This is a genomic window from Nostoc sp. NMS7 (assembly GCF_017115085.1).
Lineage (GTDB): Bacteria > Cyanobacteriota > Cyanobacteriia > Cyanobacteriales > Nostocaceae > Nostoc.
The window spans coordinates 58,484-72,535 of the sequence record NZ_JABXKJ010000185.1; the positions used below are offsets into that span (position 1 = coordinate 58,484).

Below are 14,052 nucleotides of genomic sequence, written 5' to 3' on the forward strand. Positions count from 1 at the left end.
TTTGGATGATTTCAAAATAAAAACCCAGCAAAAAATGCTGGGTTTTATATCTTAAAAGGAGAACGAGATTGTTAGTTTGCCAGTCGGTCTAAATAGATGATTTTAACCTAACTTTGATTTCCGTTTCACAAATGAACCAGCACTCATAATACCGAACGCTAGCAAGCCTAATGTTGCAGTAGGTTCAGGGACACTAGCTAGTCTGTAGCTATGGTTATCAGTTTCAAATGCAAGACCAGTTGATCTCAAAACTACTTTATCAAAAGTCTCTCCTGTGTCTGCTAACAAATTAACATAGACATTATTTGCACTACCACTCTGTGCACCATTCGCTGGAGCGCCTGGAACATCTGCGCCACTAAATGTTTTTAGTAAATTACCTCCACTATAGACATCCACAAAGTTATATGCGTCTATTGACCCCCAGTAAAGGCCAAAGTAATTAATAGCCTTAGCAAAGGTAATAGTTTCATTACCAGTGTTTCCTGCAATATCCTTACCGTTAGCTTGGGCACCTTGTGGCGCAACTGTTAGATATTTGCTGGTATCACCGAAGGGGGTAGCATATTGACTATCTACACTTCCTTGGACAATTCCATTGGTTGCAGAGTAAGTAACAAATCCGTTTGGATCGGTTGCTGCCCCGGAATTGAAGTTGATCGTTGTAGCTCCTTCAATATTAGTGTATTGACCTTCTCCTGCAACAGGTATGGAGCCTCCTTTAGTCAGGCTAACAGCGCCAGCTGGGTTAGCACTCATCAAAAGAACTGCTGTTCCAACTAAAGCTAATGATAGTTTTTGGAGAGTAGACATTGATTTATTTCCTTAAACATTTGATACCCATACTTTGGCATATCATCCTGGTATCTGTGTAGTTATAGGCAATCATTTTTACCAAAACAATTTATTGAGCCAATAAATCTGAAGATGGCAAAAAGCTATTTAAAATAAAGCATATGAAGATAATTAATCTAAAAAATTTTTAGTATATATACTGAAATAATGAAGTTTTATTGAATTTTTAAGCTTTATTTTGTACAGCTAATTTTACTGATGTATGGTAGGGTCGATCGTTTGTGTTTATACTTACTATTTTTTTAGTTTGTTGTCCAACTCAAAACTCAGGTTTGCACAGCAAATTCTTCTGGATCAACATCCCAATTTACTCAGCGAATTGCTTCACGCGCTGAGTTCATATTTGGTGGAACTCGCAAGGCGTGAATAAAGCTTGTACTGGGGCAAGTCATTTTTAATAAATAAATTGGCTCGATATCCACATTGTTATCAATTTTTAATAGTGTATATTCTTGCCAATTATCTAATTCAATAGCTTGTAATTCCTCGGAAATTCTGGCGTAACCGATACCCTCAATTAGTACTCGCCGTAGTTCGGCATTTTCCTCTGATCAGAACCACTATCCCAATCGCTACTAAGTTCTTGTGATAATTTGCTTAAAGTAGTTATCAAAGCAGCATTTGGGCTATCATAAAAAACTATCTCAGGTTCTTCCATACCAATCAAAACATAAGTAGCTTTGACCGCTTCAGAGGCTTTTTCACGATCAATTCGCTCAGTTGAAAGCGCGATCGCTCTCCACTTTTCCCGATAAACTGGAATTAAAGCTTCTTGCTCAGGCGTTAACTTTTCAATCACCGACATAGCGCCAACCTTCAGGCTCGTATTCTCGCTGAATTTTCAGCATCGAGTTACCTTGGGGAATAGAAATAGCTTTATGCTGCTGATGAGCTAGCAATGCCGACTCGGAAAACACACGTAAATAGAGTGTGCTATCTTGTTCGTATAATTCCCCCTTGCCCTCAGTAATACGATGTTTATGGCCCGTAACTTCGCCTTCTGCCAAAGTTAAATGAGGTATTTTTTGTCCTTCAACCTGCTGCACAGGTAGTAAGATAACATCACCTTGACGAATTGCTTGCATCATTTTGTCTCAAGCGGATAGGTAGAAACCCCACTTCGCTTTTACTCTTAAGTTTGGTTTAATTTTGGCACAAGCTCTATGAGAGTCGGGTATTGGGCATTGGGCACTTGTACTGACTTGTACTGAGCGGCGTCGAAGTAGCGTTGCCGTTGGCGCAGCCTCTCGTAGAGAAGTATTGGGCATTGGTTATTTCTTCCCCACTCCCGATTCCCATTCGGCTACGCTCACGGCAAGCCCACTCACCATTCCCCAATTAAAGGATATTTTGAAAACTTTACTCGCCAATTATGCGTTAGATAAGTTAAAGATTGAAATAGCTGGAATATTCACACCCAGCGTTCCCCTACCCTATCCTTTAGGAAGGACTGCACCCGAAGTTAAGCGGATTTTCGCCCTAACGGGCAGTTTATGTGAGGATTAAATCACCGCCCTAAGCGTGACCTTTTATCTTGACAATTTGCAAAAATTACCTCAATTTGACTGTTTAGCTTAGTAGCTATTCTTTTTTTTGAAATTTCCATGTCAACTCTCGTCATCGTCGAATCTCCAACCAAAGCTCGTACCATTCGCAACTACTTGCCATCAGGCTATCGGGTGGAGGCATCTATGGGTCATGTGCGTGACCTACCTCAGTCGGCTAGTGAAATTCCTGCTGCCGTCAAGGGGGAAACATGGGCGCAGCTAGGGGTAAATGTGGACGCCGACTTTGAACCGGTATATGTTGTCCCGAAAGACAAAAAGAAAATTGTCACTCAGCTCAAAGAAGCCCTCAAAGATGTAGATGAACTGATTCTGGCAACGGACGAAGACCGGGAAGGTGAAAGCATTAGTTGGCATTTATACCAATTGCTGAAGCCAAAAGTTCCGACTAAGCGGATGGTGTTTCACGAAATTACCCAAGACGCGATCAAAAAAGCGTTGAGCAACTGTCGCAATATCGATGAGCAGTTGGTTCGCGCCCAAGAAACGCGGCGGATTTTAGATCGACTCGTAGGTTATACCCTGTCTCCTCTGCTATGGAAAAAAATCGCCTGGGGATTATCTGCTGGGCGAGTGCAATCTGTAGCTGTGCGACTTTTAGTGACTAGGGAACGCCAACGCCGTGCTTTCCATGAGGGTACGTACTGGGATTTGAAAGCCAGTTTGTCAAAGGAAAAAACCCCCTTTGGTGCCCAGTTGGTAACATTGGCAGGAGCGAAAATAGCTAACGGCAGCGATTTTGACGCAGCAACTGGACAAATTACCGTCGGTCGCAATGTCTTATTGCTCAACGAAGACCAAGCGGTAGCGCTCAAGGAACGCCTGACTGGAAAAACTTGGAGTGTTAGCGAGATCGAGGAACGCCCGGTGACGCGCAAACCCTCGCCACCTTTCACCACCTCGACGTTGCAACAAGAATCTAACCGGAAACTGCGCCTCTCAGCCCGTGACACGATGCGGGTTGCTCAAAATTTGTACGAGCAGGGGTATATTACCTATATGCGGACAGATTCGGTGCATTTGTCAGATCAGGCGATCGCAGCTGCTCGTAGTTGTGTAGAAAAGCTCTACGGTAAACAATACCTCAGTCCCCAACTTCGGCAATACACTACCAAATCCAAAGGCGCACAAGAGGCGCACGAAGCAATTCGTCCAGCAGGTAGCAGCTTTCGCACCCCCCAAGAAACGGCTTTGGGCGGTCGGGAACTTGCGGTTTACGATTTGATTTGGAAGCGGACTGTCGCCTGTCAAATGGCTGATTCCCGCCAAACTCAAATTAGCGTGCAATTGCAAGTCGAGGACGCGGGATTTCGTTCTTCTGGCAAACGGATTGAATTTCCCGGATACTTACGTGCCTACGTTGAAGGCTCAGACGACCCGGAAGCAGCACTAGAAGACCAGGAAGTAATTTTGCCGAATCTGAAAGTGGGAGATCATCCGAATTGTACAGAACTGGACGCAGTTGGGCACGAAACTCAACCGCCAGCTAGGTATACCGAAGCAACTTTGGTGAAAACCTTAGAAAGTGAAGGTATTGGTCGTCCCAGTACCTACGCCAGCATCATTGGCACGATCATCGACAAGGGTTATGCCCAATTGGTGACTAATGCTCTGATTCCCACCTTCACCGCTTTCGCCGTCACCGACTTGCTGGAAAAACATTTTCCAGATATTGTTGATCCCAGTTTTACCTCGAAGATGGAGCAAACCCTTGATGACATTGCTACAGGTGAAGTGAAATGGCTACCCTATTTGCGGAAATTCTATCTGGGAGAGAAAGGACTGGAAACCCTAGTTAGAGAACAGGAAAGTCAAATTGATGCCACCAAAGCTAGAACTGTAATACTGGAGAATCTAGAGGCCAAAGTCCGCATTGGTAAATATGGCCCTTATATTGAAGTCGAAAATGGTGAGGGGGTTATTACCGCCTCAATTCCCAAAGACCTGACACCAGCTGACCTCGACCCCAAACAGGTAGAAGTGTTGCTGCGACAAAAAACCACAGGTCCAGATCAGGTCGGTCGGCATCCCGAAACTGGCGAACCGATTTATGTGAAAATTGGTGCTTATGGTCCCTATGTCCAATTGGGCGACAAAACCGACGAAAACCCCAAACCGAAACAAGCCTCCCTACTCAAAGGCGTCACCCCGGAAACCGTGACTCTGGAAATGGCTGTTGGTCTGTTGGCACTACCCCGGACATTGGGAGTTCATCCAGTCACTGGCGGCAAAATTCAAGCAAGTTTGGGGCGCTTTGGCCCTTATGTGGTTCATGACCAGGGTAAGGAGGGGAAAGACTACCGTTCCCTAAAAGTTGCTGATAATGTATTGACAATTAGTCTAGAACGTGCATTAGAATTGTTATCCGAACCAAAAAAGGGACGCAGTTCCACCAACAGCAAGTCTAAGGCAGCCTTACGCGAATTGGGTCCACATCCAGAGGACGGGGAAACAATCAACATCTACGATGGACCCTATGGCCCTTACATTAAGCATGTCAAAACTAATGTGAGTATCCCAGAAGGGGAATCGGTAGAAGATATAACGCTGGCTGCGGCGCTGAACTTGTTGGCAAGTAAAGCATCGACTGGGAAATCGACTAGCAAAACGAGTAAATCAACGAGTTCCAAATCTAAGTCAACTGCTAAGTCATCAACGACTGCGGCGAAAAAAAAGGCGGCAGAAGGTTAATTGCAAGTCAAACAATTTTGGACTTCGGCTACGCTCAGTCGAACGATTTAGGACTTTCCTACGGAACGCTACGCGTAGCTTGCTTCTTTGTTCGCGGAGCGTCTCGTAGAGAAGGAGTACGGCTACGGTTCCATCGAGCGACTTGTGTTGAGCGCAGTCGAAGTAAGTCGAGATGCTCAGTGGAACGATTTTGGATTTGTTTGACTTAGCTTGACGTTAGTCGGGCATGAACGGAAAATCAAAAAATCTAAAAGACGCTCGATAGCGATCGCGTAGCGTCTGGTAGAAAGGAGTTAGCGACGTAAAAGCGTCTGACTCGCTCTCCGTTGGGGCTATCGGCTTTTCTTCAATCTGAAATTGGCACTCAAGAGTCCAAAGTCCGACTCTTGACCCTTGATCTCCATCCTTGATAGGATGAAGTTGGGTAGGTTGCAAGTGTGATACTCTAAAAAGTAAGGGTGAACACAACGCCAAGTTTTAGAGGTGGGTTATGTCCGAAATACAGGATTGTGTTTGGGCCCGGTTAGAAGCTACAGGTGCGAAAATATGCCATTTTCTGCGTACCTGTTAATCAAAAATTGAGGTAGTATCTCAGGAGCGGTCAGTTCATGGACTATATAGAAAAGGTGCTGGAAAAGCTTAAGGAATTAGCTCGTAGGCTAATTGAGAGCCTGTTAGGACCAGAGGGTGAACGGGAACCGGAACTGATTCCGATTCCTGTGAACGATCGCTCGCGCCGTCGCCACTAGCCCGAAAGTGCTGAACTCGACGTTGCAACCCTTAAGCATTCTCGCACTGCATGGGCCAAACTTAAATTTGCTAGGACAGCGAGAACCAGGAATTTATGGTTCGTTGACATTAGCTGAAATTAACCGCCTGTTAGAAGAAGAAGGATTCAAGTTACAGGCGAAAGTTTTTTCTGTACAGTCAAATCATGAAGGAGTTTTGGTAGATAATATTCATGGCGCATTAGGACAATATCAGGGAATTTTGATTAATGCGGGGGCATATACCCATACAAGTGTGGCATTGCGGGATGCGATCGCTGCTGTTAATTTGCCCACAGTAGAAGTGCATCTGAGTAATATTTACCGCCGGGAAGATTTTCGCCATCATTCTTACATCGCCCCAGTAGCGATTGGGCAAATAAGTGGTTTTGGCGGACAAAGTTACTTGTTGGGCTTACAAGCGTTAGTGAATCATTTAAGAAGCATATAAGCATGAAAAACGAATTGATTTTAGAGTTTAGATTTTGGGTTAAATTCTTCAATCCAAAATCCAAAATCCAAAATCCGAAATTCTATGCGTTACTCTCCTATAAGTCGGTTTAAAGGTACTTTACTCGGAGCATTCCTGGGGGAAAGTTTAGCTTCTGGTGGTGAAATACAGTTTCCGAGTTACCTAAATTTGGGTAGAATGGCGGTTCTGGGTACCCAGAGTTTGATTGCCTTGGGTAGATTAGATTTAGATGATTGGATAGGGCGTCAGCAACAAGAATCTCTTCATTTAGCAGCAACTGATGACATATCGATAAAAATAATTATTGCCACACTACCAGTAGCACTTTTTTTTCATGAAAATCCAATTAAGCTCCGACAAAACTTGCTGGATGTACTCAAAATCTGGGAGGATGACCCAGTAGTACGGGATGGAACACTCGCGGTAGGATATGCGCTCGCTCAAGCCTTAACTGAAAAACTTGACTCCCTAACCATCATCCCGCAAATAATTTCTTTTATCGGAGAAACACCGACATCAATCCCCAAAAATTTATTAATAGTCCAGAGTCTATTAGAGCAAGGGGCGGGATTGTCAAGGGCGGAAGCTGAGTTTGCTAGGGAAGAAAAACTCAGTAAGATTATTCCTATGGCATTTTACTGCTTTTTGAGTACTTTGGAAGACTTTCGCCTGGCAGTTTTGCGAGCGACTCACAATGGAAATTCTCAAGTGCAAGATGCTACGCCTCTATGCTCCCAGGCTACAGGTGTAATTACTGGTGCTTTATCAGGCGCATATAATGGTATAGGTGGAATTCCCATAAATTGGCAAGTCTTGCACTTGCAGAAGAATTCTCCAGCGTGGGGATTAACTAGCTTTTCCCAAATGTTAAAATTAATCGATGCATTTGTGGCGGTGTGGTCAGGAGTGTATGATATTACCTTAAATCCAAGGGAGTTAACAGAAGAAGGATGTGAGGTGGACTTGCTTTGTGTTTACGCAGCTGCTCGCGTTATTCGATCGCGTTAACAATAGTTATCAATTCTTAATTACGAACTTGTACTGAGCGCAGCCGTTGGCGCAGCCTCTCGTAGAGAAGTATTACGAATTACGAATTATTAATTAGCCTCCGCAGATCAAACTTCCCTGATAATTGTCTTTTTTGAAGCTATCAAAGTCGGCAATTGCAGGCAGAGATAATAAAAATGCAGCAATTTTTGCAGTTCTTTACCCAGCAATTGACTCACTGGCGGCGACAGTACAAAGCACTACGCCGTAAGGGAAAGTTAATCAGAAGTCCCAAATGCAAAAGCCATAGAAGCGAACTTCTAAGGACTATGTTCAAGAATGTACTTCTGTTTTTATCAAAAACCAATGACAAAAGCTCTGGCGATGCCTGCCGTCGGCATCGCCGAAAACAAGAAAGAGCGCTTAAATCAAAAGCAAAATCGATCAAAACTAAGAGTAGTATTTATGTAGTCGGTTTAGATTGGGCACATAAACAGCGTTACTCCGTAATTTTGGCGATCGCTATCGTGTCTCTAACAGGCGTTATTGGGTATAAATTATACAACCAGACTCAACTCCAAGTAGGACATCCCGCGCCCCAGACAATTACAGCGCCTTACACAGCTAGCATCGAAGATCAGAAAAAAACCGCAGCCGAGCGCCAAGCTGTCAGTAATAGCTCTTTACAAATGTTGATGATTGATGCGGCAACGAACGAACAAATCAACAAAAATTTGCAACAAGTTCTGGATGATGGTAACAAAATTCGTGCCGTTGCTGGAGCTTTTCCTTTTTTTGATCCTGTAGTTTTGTCCATCTCTAGCCAGCGTTACCTTCGCTCTTGTGTTGACTCGGAATGGCAAGCACTGCTAGTAGCTATAGAAAATACTAAAAATCAGCAGAAGAAAGGAACAGAACAAACCGCCGCTTCATCCGGTTCATCATCTATAGCTGCACCCAATCAGCCACGCACAACACCACAAAAATCTGATTCCCAGAGTTCGCAGGTAAAGCCACAGCCAGTTGATTTTTCTCAAAACAGTGACTTTATTCAAGCAGTAGCAGAACTAGAATCTTACCGTGTCACAACTTCTGAGAAAAACTTATCCTCACTAATTGCCCAAATTTCTCAAGTACGCCCAAGATATACGCAAGCCACTGCCAAACTTTTACAGTTAGAGACTGTTAGCTCAAAAGCAGTATACGAGGAATCTCTGCTTTTGGATTTGTTAGATGAGGAGTGGGAAAAAACAAAAATGGGAATCCATCAGACTTCAGAACGGATTCTCACCCAAGGCATCCCACAGGGACTACCAAAAAATATCTTACAAGATGCGGTGAGTTTACAATTACAAACCTTTGTACCAGAATCTTCTGAAACTTTGGCAAAAAACCTGTTGTTAACTGTACTCAAGCCGAATCTGCAAAAAGATGAAGAACAAACGAGACAAAACGCTCAAAAGGCTGCTGCTGGAGTGACACCCGTAATGGTGCAGGTTCGGTATGGTGACGTGATTGTCAAAAAAGGAGAGCAGATTAGTGCGTGGAACTTTGAGGTGCTGGAGTATTATCACCTGATTCGCCGTCAGGTAAAATGGCAAGAGTTGGTGAAGTTAGGAAGCTTTATTGCGATCGCCATTGGGATTTTTGTCTGGGTAGAACGACATATCAATTACGAATTGCGACAACGCGATCGCCTATTAGTATTATTGCTGACTCTGAGTGTGCCAGCAGTGATCACGATGGGATTGCCTTATACCACCTGGAGCGCCCTTGGTTTATTGTTGGGAAGCTTCTACGGCCCGACTTTGGGGTTGACAGTTGTGGGATTGCTGTCAGCGATATTAGCAATTAGCTTGGAGATGAGCAAGGCGGCGCTTTTAGCTGGTGCAGGCGGAGCAATATTAGGTAGTTACATTGCACAGAGATTGCGATCGCGTGAAGAATTGGCATTATTGGGTATTGCGATCGCTTTAACTCAGGGCAGCATTTACCTGGTTGTTAAAATCTTAATTGGTCAAGCATTTGGTCAGGACTGGTATATAGTTCTCCGAGAAGCGGCGTTATTTGCTTTATCCGGTTTAGGCTGGAGTGTTGTCGCCTTAGGCTTGAGTCCTTATCTGGAAAAAGTTTTTGATTTAGTCACTCCAATCCGCCTCGCAGAACTGGCGAACCCTAACCGCCCCTTATTAAAACGACTCGCTACTGAAACACCCGGAACTTTTCAACATACGCTGTTTGTGGCTACCCTTGCGGAAGCTGCTGCTAAACAACTGGGATGCAATGTTGAATTAGTCAGGGCTGGAACATTATATCACGATATTGGCAAAATGCACGACCCCCTTGGCTTTATTGAAAATCAAATGGGGGGGCCGAATAAACATGATACAGAGATTAAAGACCCTTGGAAGAGTGCAGAAATTATCAAAAGGCACGTAACCGAAGGGGTAGTGATGGCGCGTAAACACCTTTTACCGACGGCGATTCAAGCTTTTATTCCAGAGCATCAGGGAACGATGCTGATTGCCTATTTTCATCACCAAGCCCAGCAAATGGCTCAGTCAGATCCAAGTTTAACAGTAGACGACGCAGACTTTCGTTACGATGGCCCAATTCCCCAATCACGGGAAACCGGAATTGTGATGTTAGCAGATTCTTGCGAAGCGGCGCTGCGATCGCTCGAAGCATCGGCTAAACCTTTGGAAAAGAAGCGATCGCTTAAAGATGTCTCGACTGAACAAGCTTTAGCAATGCTGAATAATATTCTGCGTGCCAAATGGCAAGATAATCAACTCGTAGATTCAGGATTAACACGAGAAGAAATGTCACAAATTGCCCAGATATTTGTGGATGTTTGGCAGCAATTTCATCACAAACGCATTGCTTATCCGAAGTTGAAGGCTAGTAGTGCTGTGCGTAATTCGTAATGCGATCGCTAGAAAGAAAACCTAAAGATTTAGCCCAAAATAGGCATTTTATCCTGATCTACATACTTTTGTTTTTGTCCACATATATATATTAGTGGACAGACTCTCTAGGCTCTCTTAGTCTTTTGCCAATCTTCTAACGCACTAATTACAAAACTGGCGGCGGGATGATTCAGGAATTGCTCAAAAGCAGAGACACCACCTGCTTTGATGGCACTCAAGACACGCTTTGACAACGACTTATCACCTTCAATTCGTGCTAGTGCTTCTGCTGCGATTGCCGTTTTGGCTGTGGTAGTATTGCTTGGATACAACTTGTCTAACTGTTCGAGCAGTTGTTGTATTTCTGCGGCAGCATCAGCGACGCTTTGCGGTTGTCCGGCAGCGTAGAAATTGCCTTGGATATAGCTGCCGTCGATGCGTTCGTTGTAGTTGCCACCGCCAGTATTGATAGTGCGATCGCCTGCCATTGATTTATCTCCAAAAACGTTTCATTCCGTATATTGTAGTTAAAATCACGGTAATTGTTCCGCAATGCGATACGATGTTCATTATTTCTTATGAGTTTAATGCCTAAATGAATCTTATCGCTAAAAGTGTAAGTCACAAAAGTTTCACTACAGATTAACATAGTTAATTTTTGGATAATTACCTTAATTTACTCAGGATTATTTATATTACTTTTCCAATTAGTTATCCTGTCTTTATCAATTTTTTTCTTTGCTGTTCCAATAGCGTTATCTTTACTTGAGAAGCGTCTTCGCTTAATTAAATCTAAAGGAGAACCATCCTCTCTTTGAATTTCTAAATTCCACATATTTACATGGTCTTTAGCTAAGTAAATTGTATATCCATTATATAGTATTACATCTCTGTCATTGTCAGGAATATAGTATGTGTATTCCAAGGGACTAGAATTATTTAATTTTTGAATTTGGCTGCTTTGATTAATTTGGTCAGTTCGAGTTATTTGAGTAATTTGATTAATTTGACTAAGTTGGTCATAACTTTTAGTCAATAAATCTATAATAATCTTATTTGCTAATTCTTGTTCACTACTATCTTCTTTCTCATTAAAACTAGCTTTGACTTCTGGCTGTTTGCGTAATTCTTCAGCTAATTCTTGAGAAAATTGAGATATTACTTGTCCCGGATCTGAGCTTTTAACTATAATTTCATTCAATATATCTTTAAAATCACCAAGTGTCTCTGAAATATCTGCACTAATTTCTACTTCTTCATTTTTAATATTAATATATTTATTTACATAATCTCGTCCAATATAATCTCTTCCAATTTTTTCATTATAAGCACCACCATTTGTATTAACTGTTCTTTGTTTATTCGTTGTTGGTATTATCTGCTTTATCGCTGCTAATCTAGGTTGGATTTTTACTATCCTTTGATTTCTTAAATATAAAAATATACCTGATAAAAATGAAGTTAGTCCGAATATACTAATAATAATATTTATTGTGAATGCAGTATGAATTAATGCAAGTAATAATGATATACAAAACGAGCCGACTACTATAAATAATAATGAATTTCTTGATTTTATCCTCAAAAAAAACATCTATACAAGCACTAAATAGTGTAAAAAGCAGCTGTAAATCATTGAGTAAATAGTATTTATGCTTAGATACTATTACCAATTTATTAAGATAAAGTATGTAACATAAGTTACTTTTTATCTGTAATTTCAGTCATTTAACACAAAGTTAACCTTTGGAAGCAGTATCGTTACAAATACCTTTATCGCACTCGATTGCATCCACTGCTTCGACTACCGATAATCCCAAGGCTTCTTTAATCCTGGCTGACTCCACACCCCAACTTGAGATGCGATCGCTTAATATCGAAGTAAAGAGTCGCAAGCAGTTTTATGACAGCAGCACTGAAGAGAGCAAAGCCATATATTGAACAACGAGATGGAGGATATTGGATCGAAGGGATTCGTATCTCTCTCGATTCAGTTGTGTATGCCTTTTTGAATGGTGAGTCTCCTGAAAGCATTACCCAAAACTTTCCATTACTCTCGCTGGAGCAGGTTTATGGTGCTATTACCTTTTATCTTGCCAACCGAGAGCTAATTGATGCGTATTTAAAAGAAGGTGAAAAAGAGTTTGAGAAATTGCAACACTCTCTTAGAGAGAAAAATCCACTTCTGTATCAAAAATTAAAAACTGCTCAAATACAGAAGCACAGCGAGGCATGACGATAGTTCGATTTCAAGCAGATGCTGACCTACGCCAAGCGATTGTAACTGGCACGATACGTAGGCAACCAAATCTTGATTTTCAATCAGCCTATACAGCATTGCTCGAAGGTAAGAAAGATTCAGAGGTATTGGCGATCGCAGCACAGGATGGTAGAGTCCTCGTGACCCATGATCGTAAAACCATGCCTACTGAGTTTGGTGAGTTCATAATGTCAAAAACCAGTTCTGGAATTTTGATTCTTTCCCAGAATTTGTCACTCAGTGATGCAATTGAAGCACTCATCCTCGTTTGGGAAGCTTCTACTGCTGAGGAATGGGTTAATCAGATCATGTCTATCCCATTCTAAGTAACTCCAAGATGCGGGATTACTATGGATGTGTGTCGATTAGTTGGTGAGAAATGCGACATAACAAGTCGTTGCAGCAGAACTACAGCGTTAGATGCGATCGCTTTATGGTGAGTTAATACATCAAGCTTCATCAGTAGACAGTATAGTTTATTTTCGGGGGCGATCGCCCTTTGTAACATTCAGTCGAGATGCTTCAGATTTTGCAAAAGAAGTGAAACTTCCACCCTTTCTCGCAAGTTCAGCCATCCATTTTTTAGTTCCAAATATTCCATTCATCAAAGCAGAAATACTCAAATCTACATCTAGGGTTTTCCAGTGTAATCCTTCACCAGAAGGTGTTACCTCTACTTCTGCTAAGTCCTTAATTGAAGCACCCGCTAGTCCTTCTCCTGCCTCTGAAGGGAACCCAAACATACATTTGTTGGACAAGAAAACTATAATCATTCCTAAATAAGGGTCATAAAAAGCACGAGTAGCCTGTGCTTCAGATGTGGCGATCGCATCTGACTTTGCTCTGGCATTGGCTAGCTTTTCTTTTAATACTTCTGTAGCCGCAATTTTTTTAACCATGATATTGTTATTGTTTATCAAGTGATACCCCTGATGCCCAATTGAGAGGTCTATATCGTCTTAGCTACTGGCTAAGGTATATTACACTTCAGCCCATACATCTTGTCTGCGTAGATGATCGAACCAGCAATCTTTATGTTTTGGCTGGAAGCACTGAGAATCTTAAGTTTCAAATTACGCCGGATGGAGAGGTGTTCTAATGAGTCAAGTCAACTATGCAGCCATGTCTGATCAGGAATTGAGGCAATATTTTCTCCGACATCGTGAGGACAAAATAGCTATTCGAGTATATCTGGATAGACTTGGCGATCGCCCACGCAATATTATCACAACTGTAGATGATCCCGACTTTGATGCCAAAATCCAAGCAGCAGTTCTAAAGCAGATGCAAGCAGCAGACGGTGGATAAAAAACCATAACTGAGCAAAAGTGTTGCAAGATCGTGGGTTAATCTCTCCCAATTGCGATCGCTACGCCCGCCGCAGGTCTTACCCTGAGCAGTTCGCGCAGCGTCTCGTAGAAAAGGGCATCGCATATTTAACTTAAATTCATATTCAATCAGCAAAAAGGCATATTGCTTTTTCAAAACTTCATATTTGATAAGTAAAATGGCATTCGACTTACTCAAAATGAGATATTGCTTACTA

Annotated in this window: 17 protein-coding genes and 1 pseudogene; 9 read left to right on the plus strand and 9 right to left on the minus strand. The window is 42.3% G+C overall.

Going from position 1 to position 14,052, the window contains the following annotated elements:
- Window positions 1-102 precede the first annotated feature (102 nt).
- From HWQ38_RS20570 to HWQ38_RS20585, 4 genes and pseudogenes are all read right to left on the minus strand, one after another.
- Entirely contained in the window at window positions 103-813 is a 711-nt protein-coding gene (locus HWQ38_RS20570) for a PEP-CTERM sorting domain-containing protein (protein WP_292797106.1), read from the minus strand.
- A gap of 353 nt (window positions 814-1,166) precedes the next feature.
- Window positions 1,167-1,660, minus strand: a pseudogene (locus HWQ38_RS20575) (DUF6745 domain-containing protein).
- Window positions 1,647-1,940 carry a hypothetical protein gene (locus HWQ38_RS20580; protein WP_366933333.1) on the minus strand — a complete coding sequence of 98 codons (294 nt, stop codon included), beginning with the start codon at window positions 1,938-1,940 and terminating at the stop codon, window positions 1,647-1,649. The pseudogene HWQ38_RS20575 and the gene HWQ38_RS20580 overlap by 14 nt, the downstream one beginning before the upstream one ends.
- A 9-nt stretch (window positions 1,941-1,949) precedes the next feature.
- The gene (locus tag HWQ38_RS20585; protein ID WP_292797111.1) at window positions 1,950-2,123 is read right to left on the minus strand and encodes a hypothetical protein; all 174 of its coding nucleotides are present in this window, start codon (window positions 2,121-2,123) and stop codon (window positions 1,950-1,952) included.
- On the opposite strand from HWQ38_RS20585, the gene HWQ38_RS20590 reads away from it, so the two are divergent.
- Both HWQ38_RS20590 and topA read left to right on the plus strand, forming a co-directional pair.
- The gene (locus HWQ38_RS20590; protein ID WP_292797114.1) at window positions 2,116-2,361 is read left to right on the plus strand and encodes a hypothetical protein; all 246 of its coding nucleotides are present in this window, start codon (window positions 2,116-2,118) and stop codon (window positions 2,359-2,361) included. The two genes, HWQ38_RS20585 and HWQ38_RS20590, sit on opposite strands and share 8 nt — an antisense overlap.
- A gap of 98 nt (window positions 2,362-2,459) precedes the next feature.
- Entirely contained in the window at window positions 2,460-5,111 is a 2,652-nt protein-coding gene (topA, locus tag HWQ38_RS20595; RefSeq protein WP_292797116.1) for a type I DNA topoisomerase, read from the plus strand.
- Window positions 5,112-5,327: 216 nt separating this feature from the next.
- Here topA and HWQ38_RS20600 read toward each other — a convergent pair whose 3' ends face one another.
- A complete protein-coding gene (locus HWQ38_RS20600; RefSeq protein WP_292797118.1) occupies window positions 5,328-5,546 on the minus strand; it encodes a hypothetical protein in 219 nt (72 codons plus the stop codon).
- A 173-nt stretch (window positions 5,547-5,719) separates the two neighbouring features.
- On the opposite strand from HWQ38_RS20600, the gene HWQ38_RS20605 reads away from it, so the two are divergent.
- The 4 genes from HWQ38_RS20605 to HWQ38_RS20620 all read left to right on the plus strand — a co-directional run bounded on the left by HWQ38_RS20605 (window position 5,720) and on the right by HWQ38_RS20620 (window position 10,264).
- Window positions 5,720-5,860 (plus strand): hypothetical protein, encoded by a 141-nt coding sequence (locus HWQ38_RS20605; protein ID WP_292797121.1) that lies wholly within the window; start codon window positions 5,720-5,722, stop codon window positions 5,858-5,860.
- Between the two features lie 7 nt (window positions 5,861-5,867).
- Window positions 5,868-6,329, plus strand: coding sequence for a type II 3-dehydroquinate dehydratase (gene aroQ / locus HWQ38_RS20610; RefSeq protein ID WP_292797124.1), 462 nt, complete (start codon window positions 5,868-5,870; stop codon window positions 6,327-6,329).
- An 84-nt stretch (window positions 6,330-6,413) separates the two neighbouring features.
- Window positions 6,414-7,358, plus strand: coding sequence for an ADP-ribosylglycohydrolase family protein (locus tag HWQ38_RS20615; protein WP_292797127.1), 945 nt, complete (start codon window positions 6,414-6,416; stop codon window positions 7,356-7,358).
- 170 nt (window positions 7,359-7,528) lie between these two features.
- Complete coding sequence (locus HWQ38_RS20620) at window positions 7,529-10,264, plus strand: HD family phosphohydrolase (protein WP_292797201.1); 2,736 nt, start codon at window positions 7,529-7,531, stop codon at window positions 10,262-10,264.
- Window positions 10,265-10,371: 107 nt separating this feature from the next.
- On the opposite strand, the gene HWQ38_RS20625 is transcribed toward HWQ38_RS20620, so the two are convergent.
- The 3 genes from HWQ38_RS20625 to HWQ38_RS20635 form a co-directional block, all read right to left on the minus strand.
- On the minus strand, window positions 10,372-10,734 hold the full coding sequence (locus HWQ38_RS20625) for a hypothetical protein (protein ID WP_292797129.1): 363 nt from the start codon (window positions 10,732-10,734) through the stop codon (window positions 10,372-10,374).
- Between the two features lie 188 nt (window positions 10,735-10,922).
- Entirely contained in the window at window positions 10,923-11,831 is a 909-nt protein-coding gene (locus HWQ38_RS20630; protein ID WP_292797131.1) for a hypothetical protein, read from the minus strand.
- Between the two features lie 154 nt (window positions 11,832-11,985).
- Window positions 11,986-12,141 carry a hypothetical protein gene (locus HWQ38_RS20635; protein ID WP_292797133.1) on the minus strand — a complete coding sequence of 52 codons (156 nt, stop codon included), beginning with the start codon at window positions 12,139-12,141 and terminating at the stop codon, window positions 11,986-11,988.
- Between the two features lie 8 nt (window positions 12,142-12,149).
- Between HWQ38_RS20635 and HWQ38_RS20640 the strand changes: the two genes are divergently transcribed.
- Window positions 12,150-12,482 carry a DUF433 domain-containing protein gene (locus HWQ38_RS20640; protein ID WP_292797135.1) on the plus strand — a complete coding sequence of 111 codons (333 nt, stop codon included), beginning with the start codon at window positions 12,150-12,152 and terminating at the stop codon, window positions 12,480-12,482.
- Complete coding sequence (locus HWQ38_RS20645) at window positions 12,479-12,832, plus strand: DUF5615 family PIN-like protein (RefSeq protein WP_292797137.1); 354 nt, start codon at window positions 12,479-12,481, stop codon at window positions 12,830-12,832. The genes HWQ38_RS20640 and HWQ38_RS20645 overlap by 4 nt, the downstream gene beginning before the upstream one ends.
- A 150-nt stretch (window positions 12,833-12,982) precedes the next feature.
- On the opposite strand, the gene HWQ38_RS20650 is transcribed toward HWQ38_RS20645, so the two are convergent.
- Window positions 12,983-13,405, minus strand: coding sequence for a DUF2442 domain-containing protein (locus tag HWQ38_RS20650; protein ID WP_292797139.1), 423 nt, complete (start codon window positions 13,403-13,405; stop codon window positions 12,983-12,985).
- A 199-nt stretch (window positions 13,406-13,604) separates the two neighbouring features.
- Between HWQ38_RS20650 and HWQ38_RS20655 the strand changes: the two genes are divergently transcribed.
- Window positions 13,605-13,814 carry a hypothetical protein gene (locus HWQ38_RS20655; protein WP_292797141.1) on the plus strand — a complete coding sequence of 70 codons (210 nt, stop codon included), beginning with the start codon at window positions 13,605-13,607 and terminating at the stop codon, window positions 13,812-13,814.
- Window positions 13,815-14,052: the final 238 nt, after the last annotated feature.

Coding starts and splice junctions, on each gene's coding strand:
- HWQ38_RS20570 (WP_292797106.1), bottom strand. CDS start 813: ATGTCTACTCTCCAAAAACTATCATTAGCTTTAGTTGGAACAGCAGTT.
- HWQ38_RS20580 (WP_366933333.1), bottom strand. CDS start 1,940: ATGCAAGCAATTCGTCAAGGTGATGTTATCTTACTACCTGTGCAGCAG.
- HWQ38_RS20585 (WP_292797111.1), bottom strand. CDS start 2,123: ATGCCCAATACTTCTCTACGAGAGGCTGCGCCAACGGCAACGCTACTT.
- topA (WP_292797116.1), top strand. CDS start 2,460: ATGTCAACTCTCGTCATCGTCGAATCTCCAACCAAAGCTCGTACCATT.
- HWQ38_RS20605 (WP_292797121.1), top strand. CDS start 5,720: ATGGACTATATAGAAAAGGTGCTGGAAAAGCTTAAGGAATTAGCTCGT.
- HWQ38_RS20615 (WP_292797127.1), top strand. CDS start 6,414: ATGCGTTACTCTCCTATAAGTCGGTTTAAAGGTACTTTACTCGGAGCA.
- HWQ38_RS20625 (WP_292797129.1), bottom strand. CDS start 10,734: ATGGCAGGCGATCGCACTATCAATACTGGCGGTGGCAACTACAACGAA.
- HWQ38_RS20640 (WP_292797135.1), top strand. CDS start 12,150: ATGACAGCAGCACTGAAGAGAGCAAAGCCATATATTGAACAACGAGAT.
- HWQ38_RS20645 (WP_292797137.1), top strand. CDS start 12,479: ATGACGATAGTTCGATTTCAAGCAGATGCTGACCTACGCCAAGCGATT.
- HWQ38_RS20650 (WP_292797139.1), bottom strand. CDS start 13,405: ATGGTTAAAAAAATTGCGGCTACAGAAGTATTAAAAGAAAAGCTAGCC.
- HWQ38_RS20655 (WP_292797141.1), top strand. CDS start 13,605: ATGAGTCAAGTCAACTATGCAGCCATGTCTGATCAGGAATTGAGGCAA.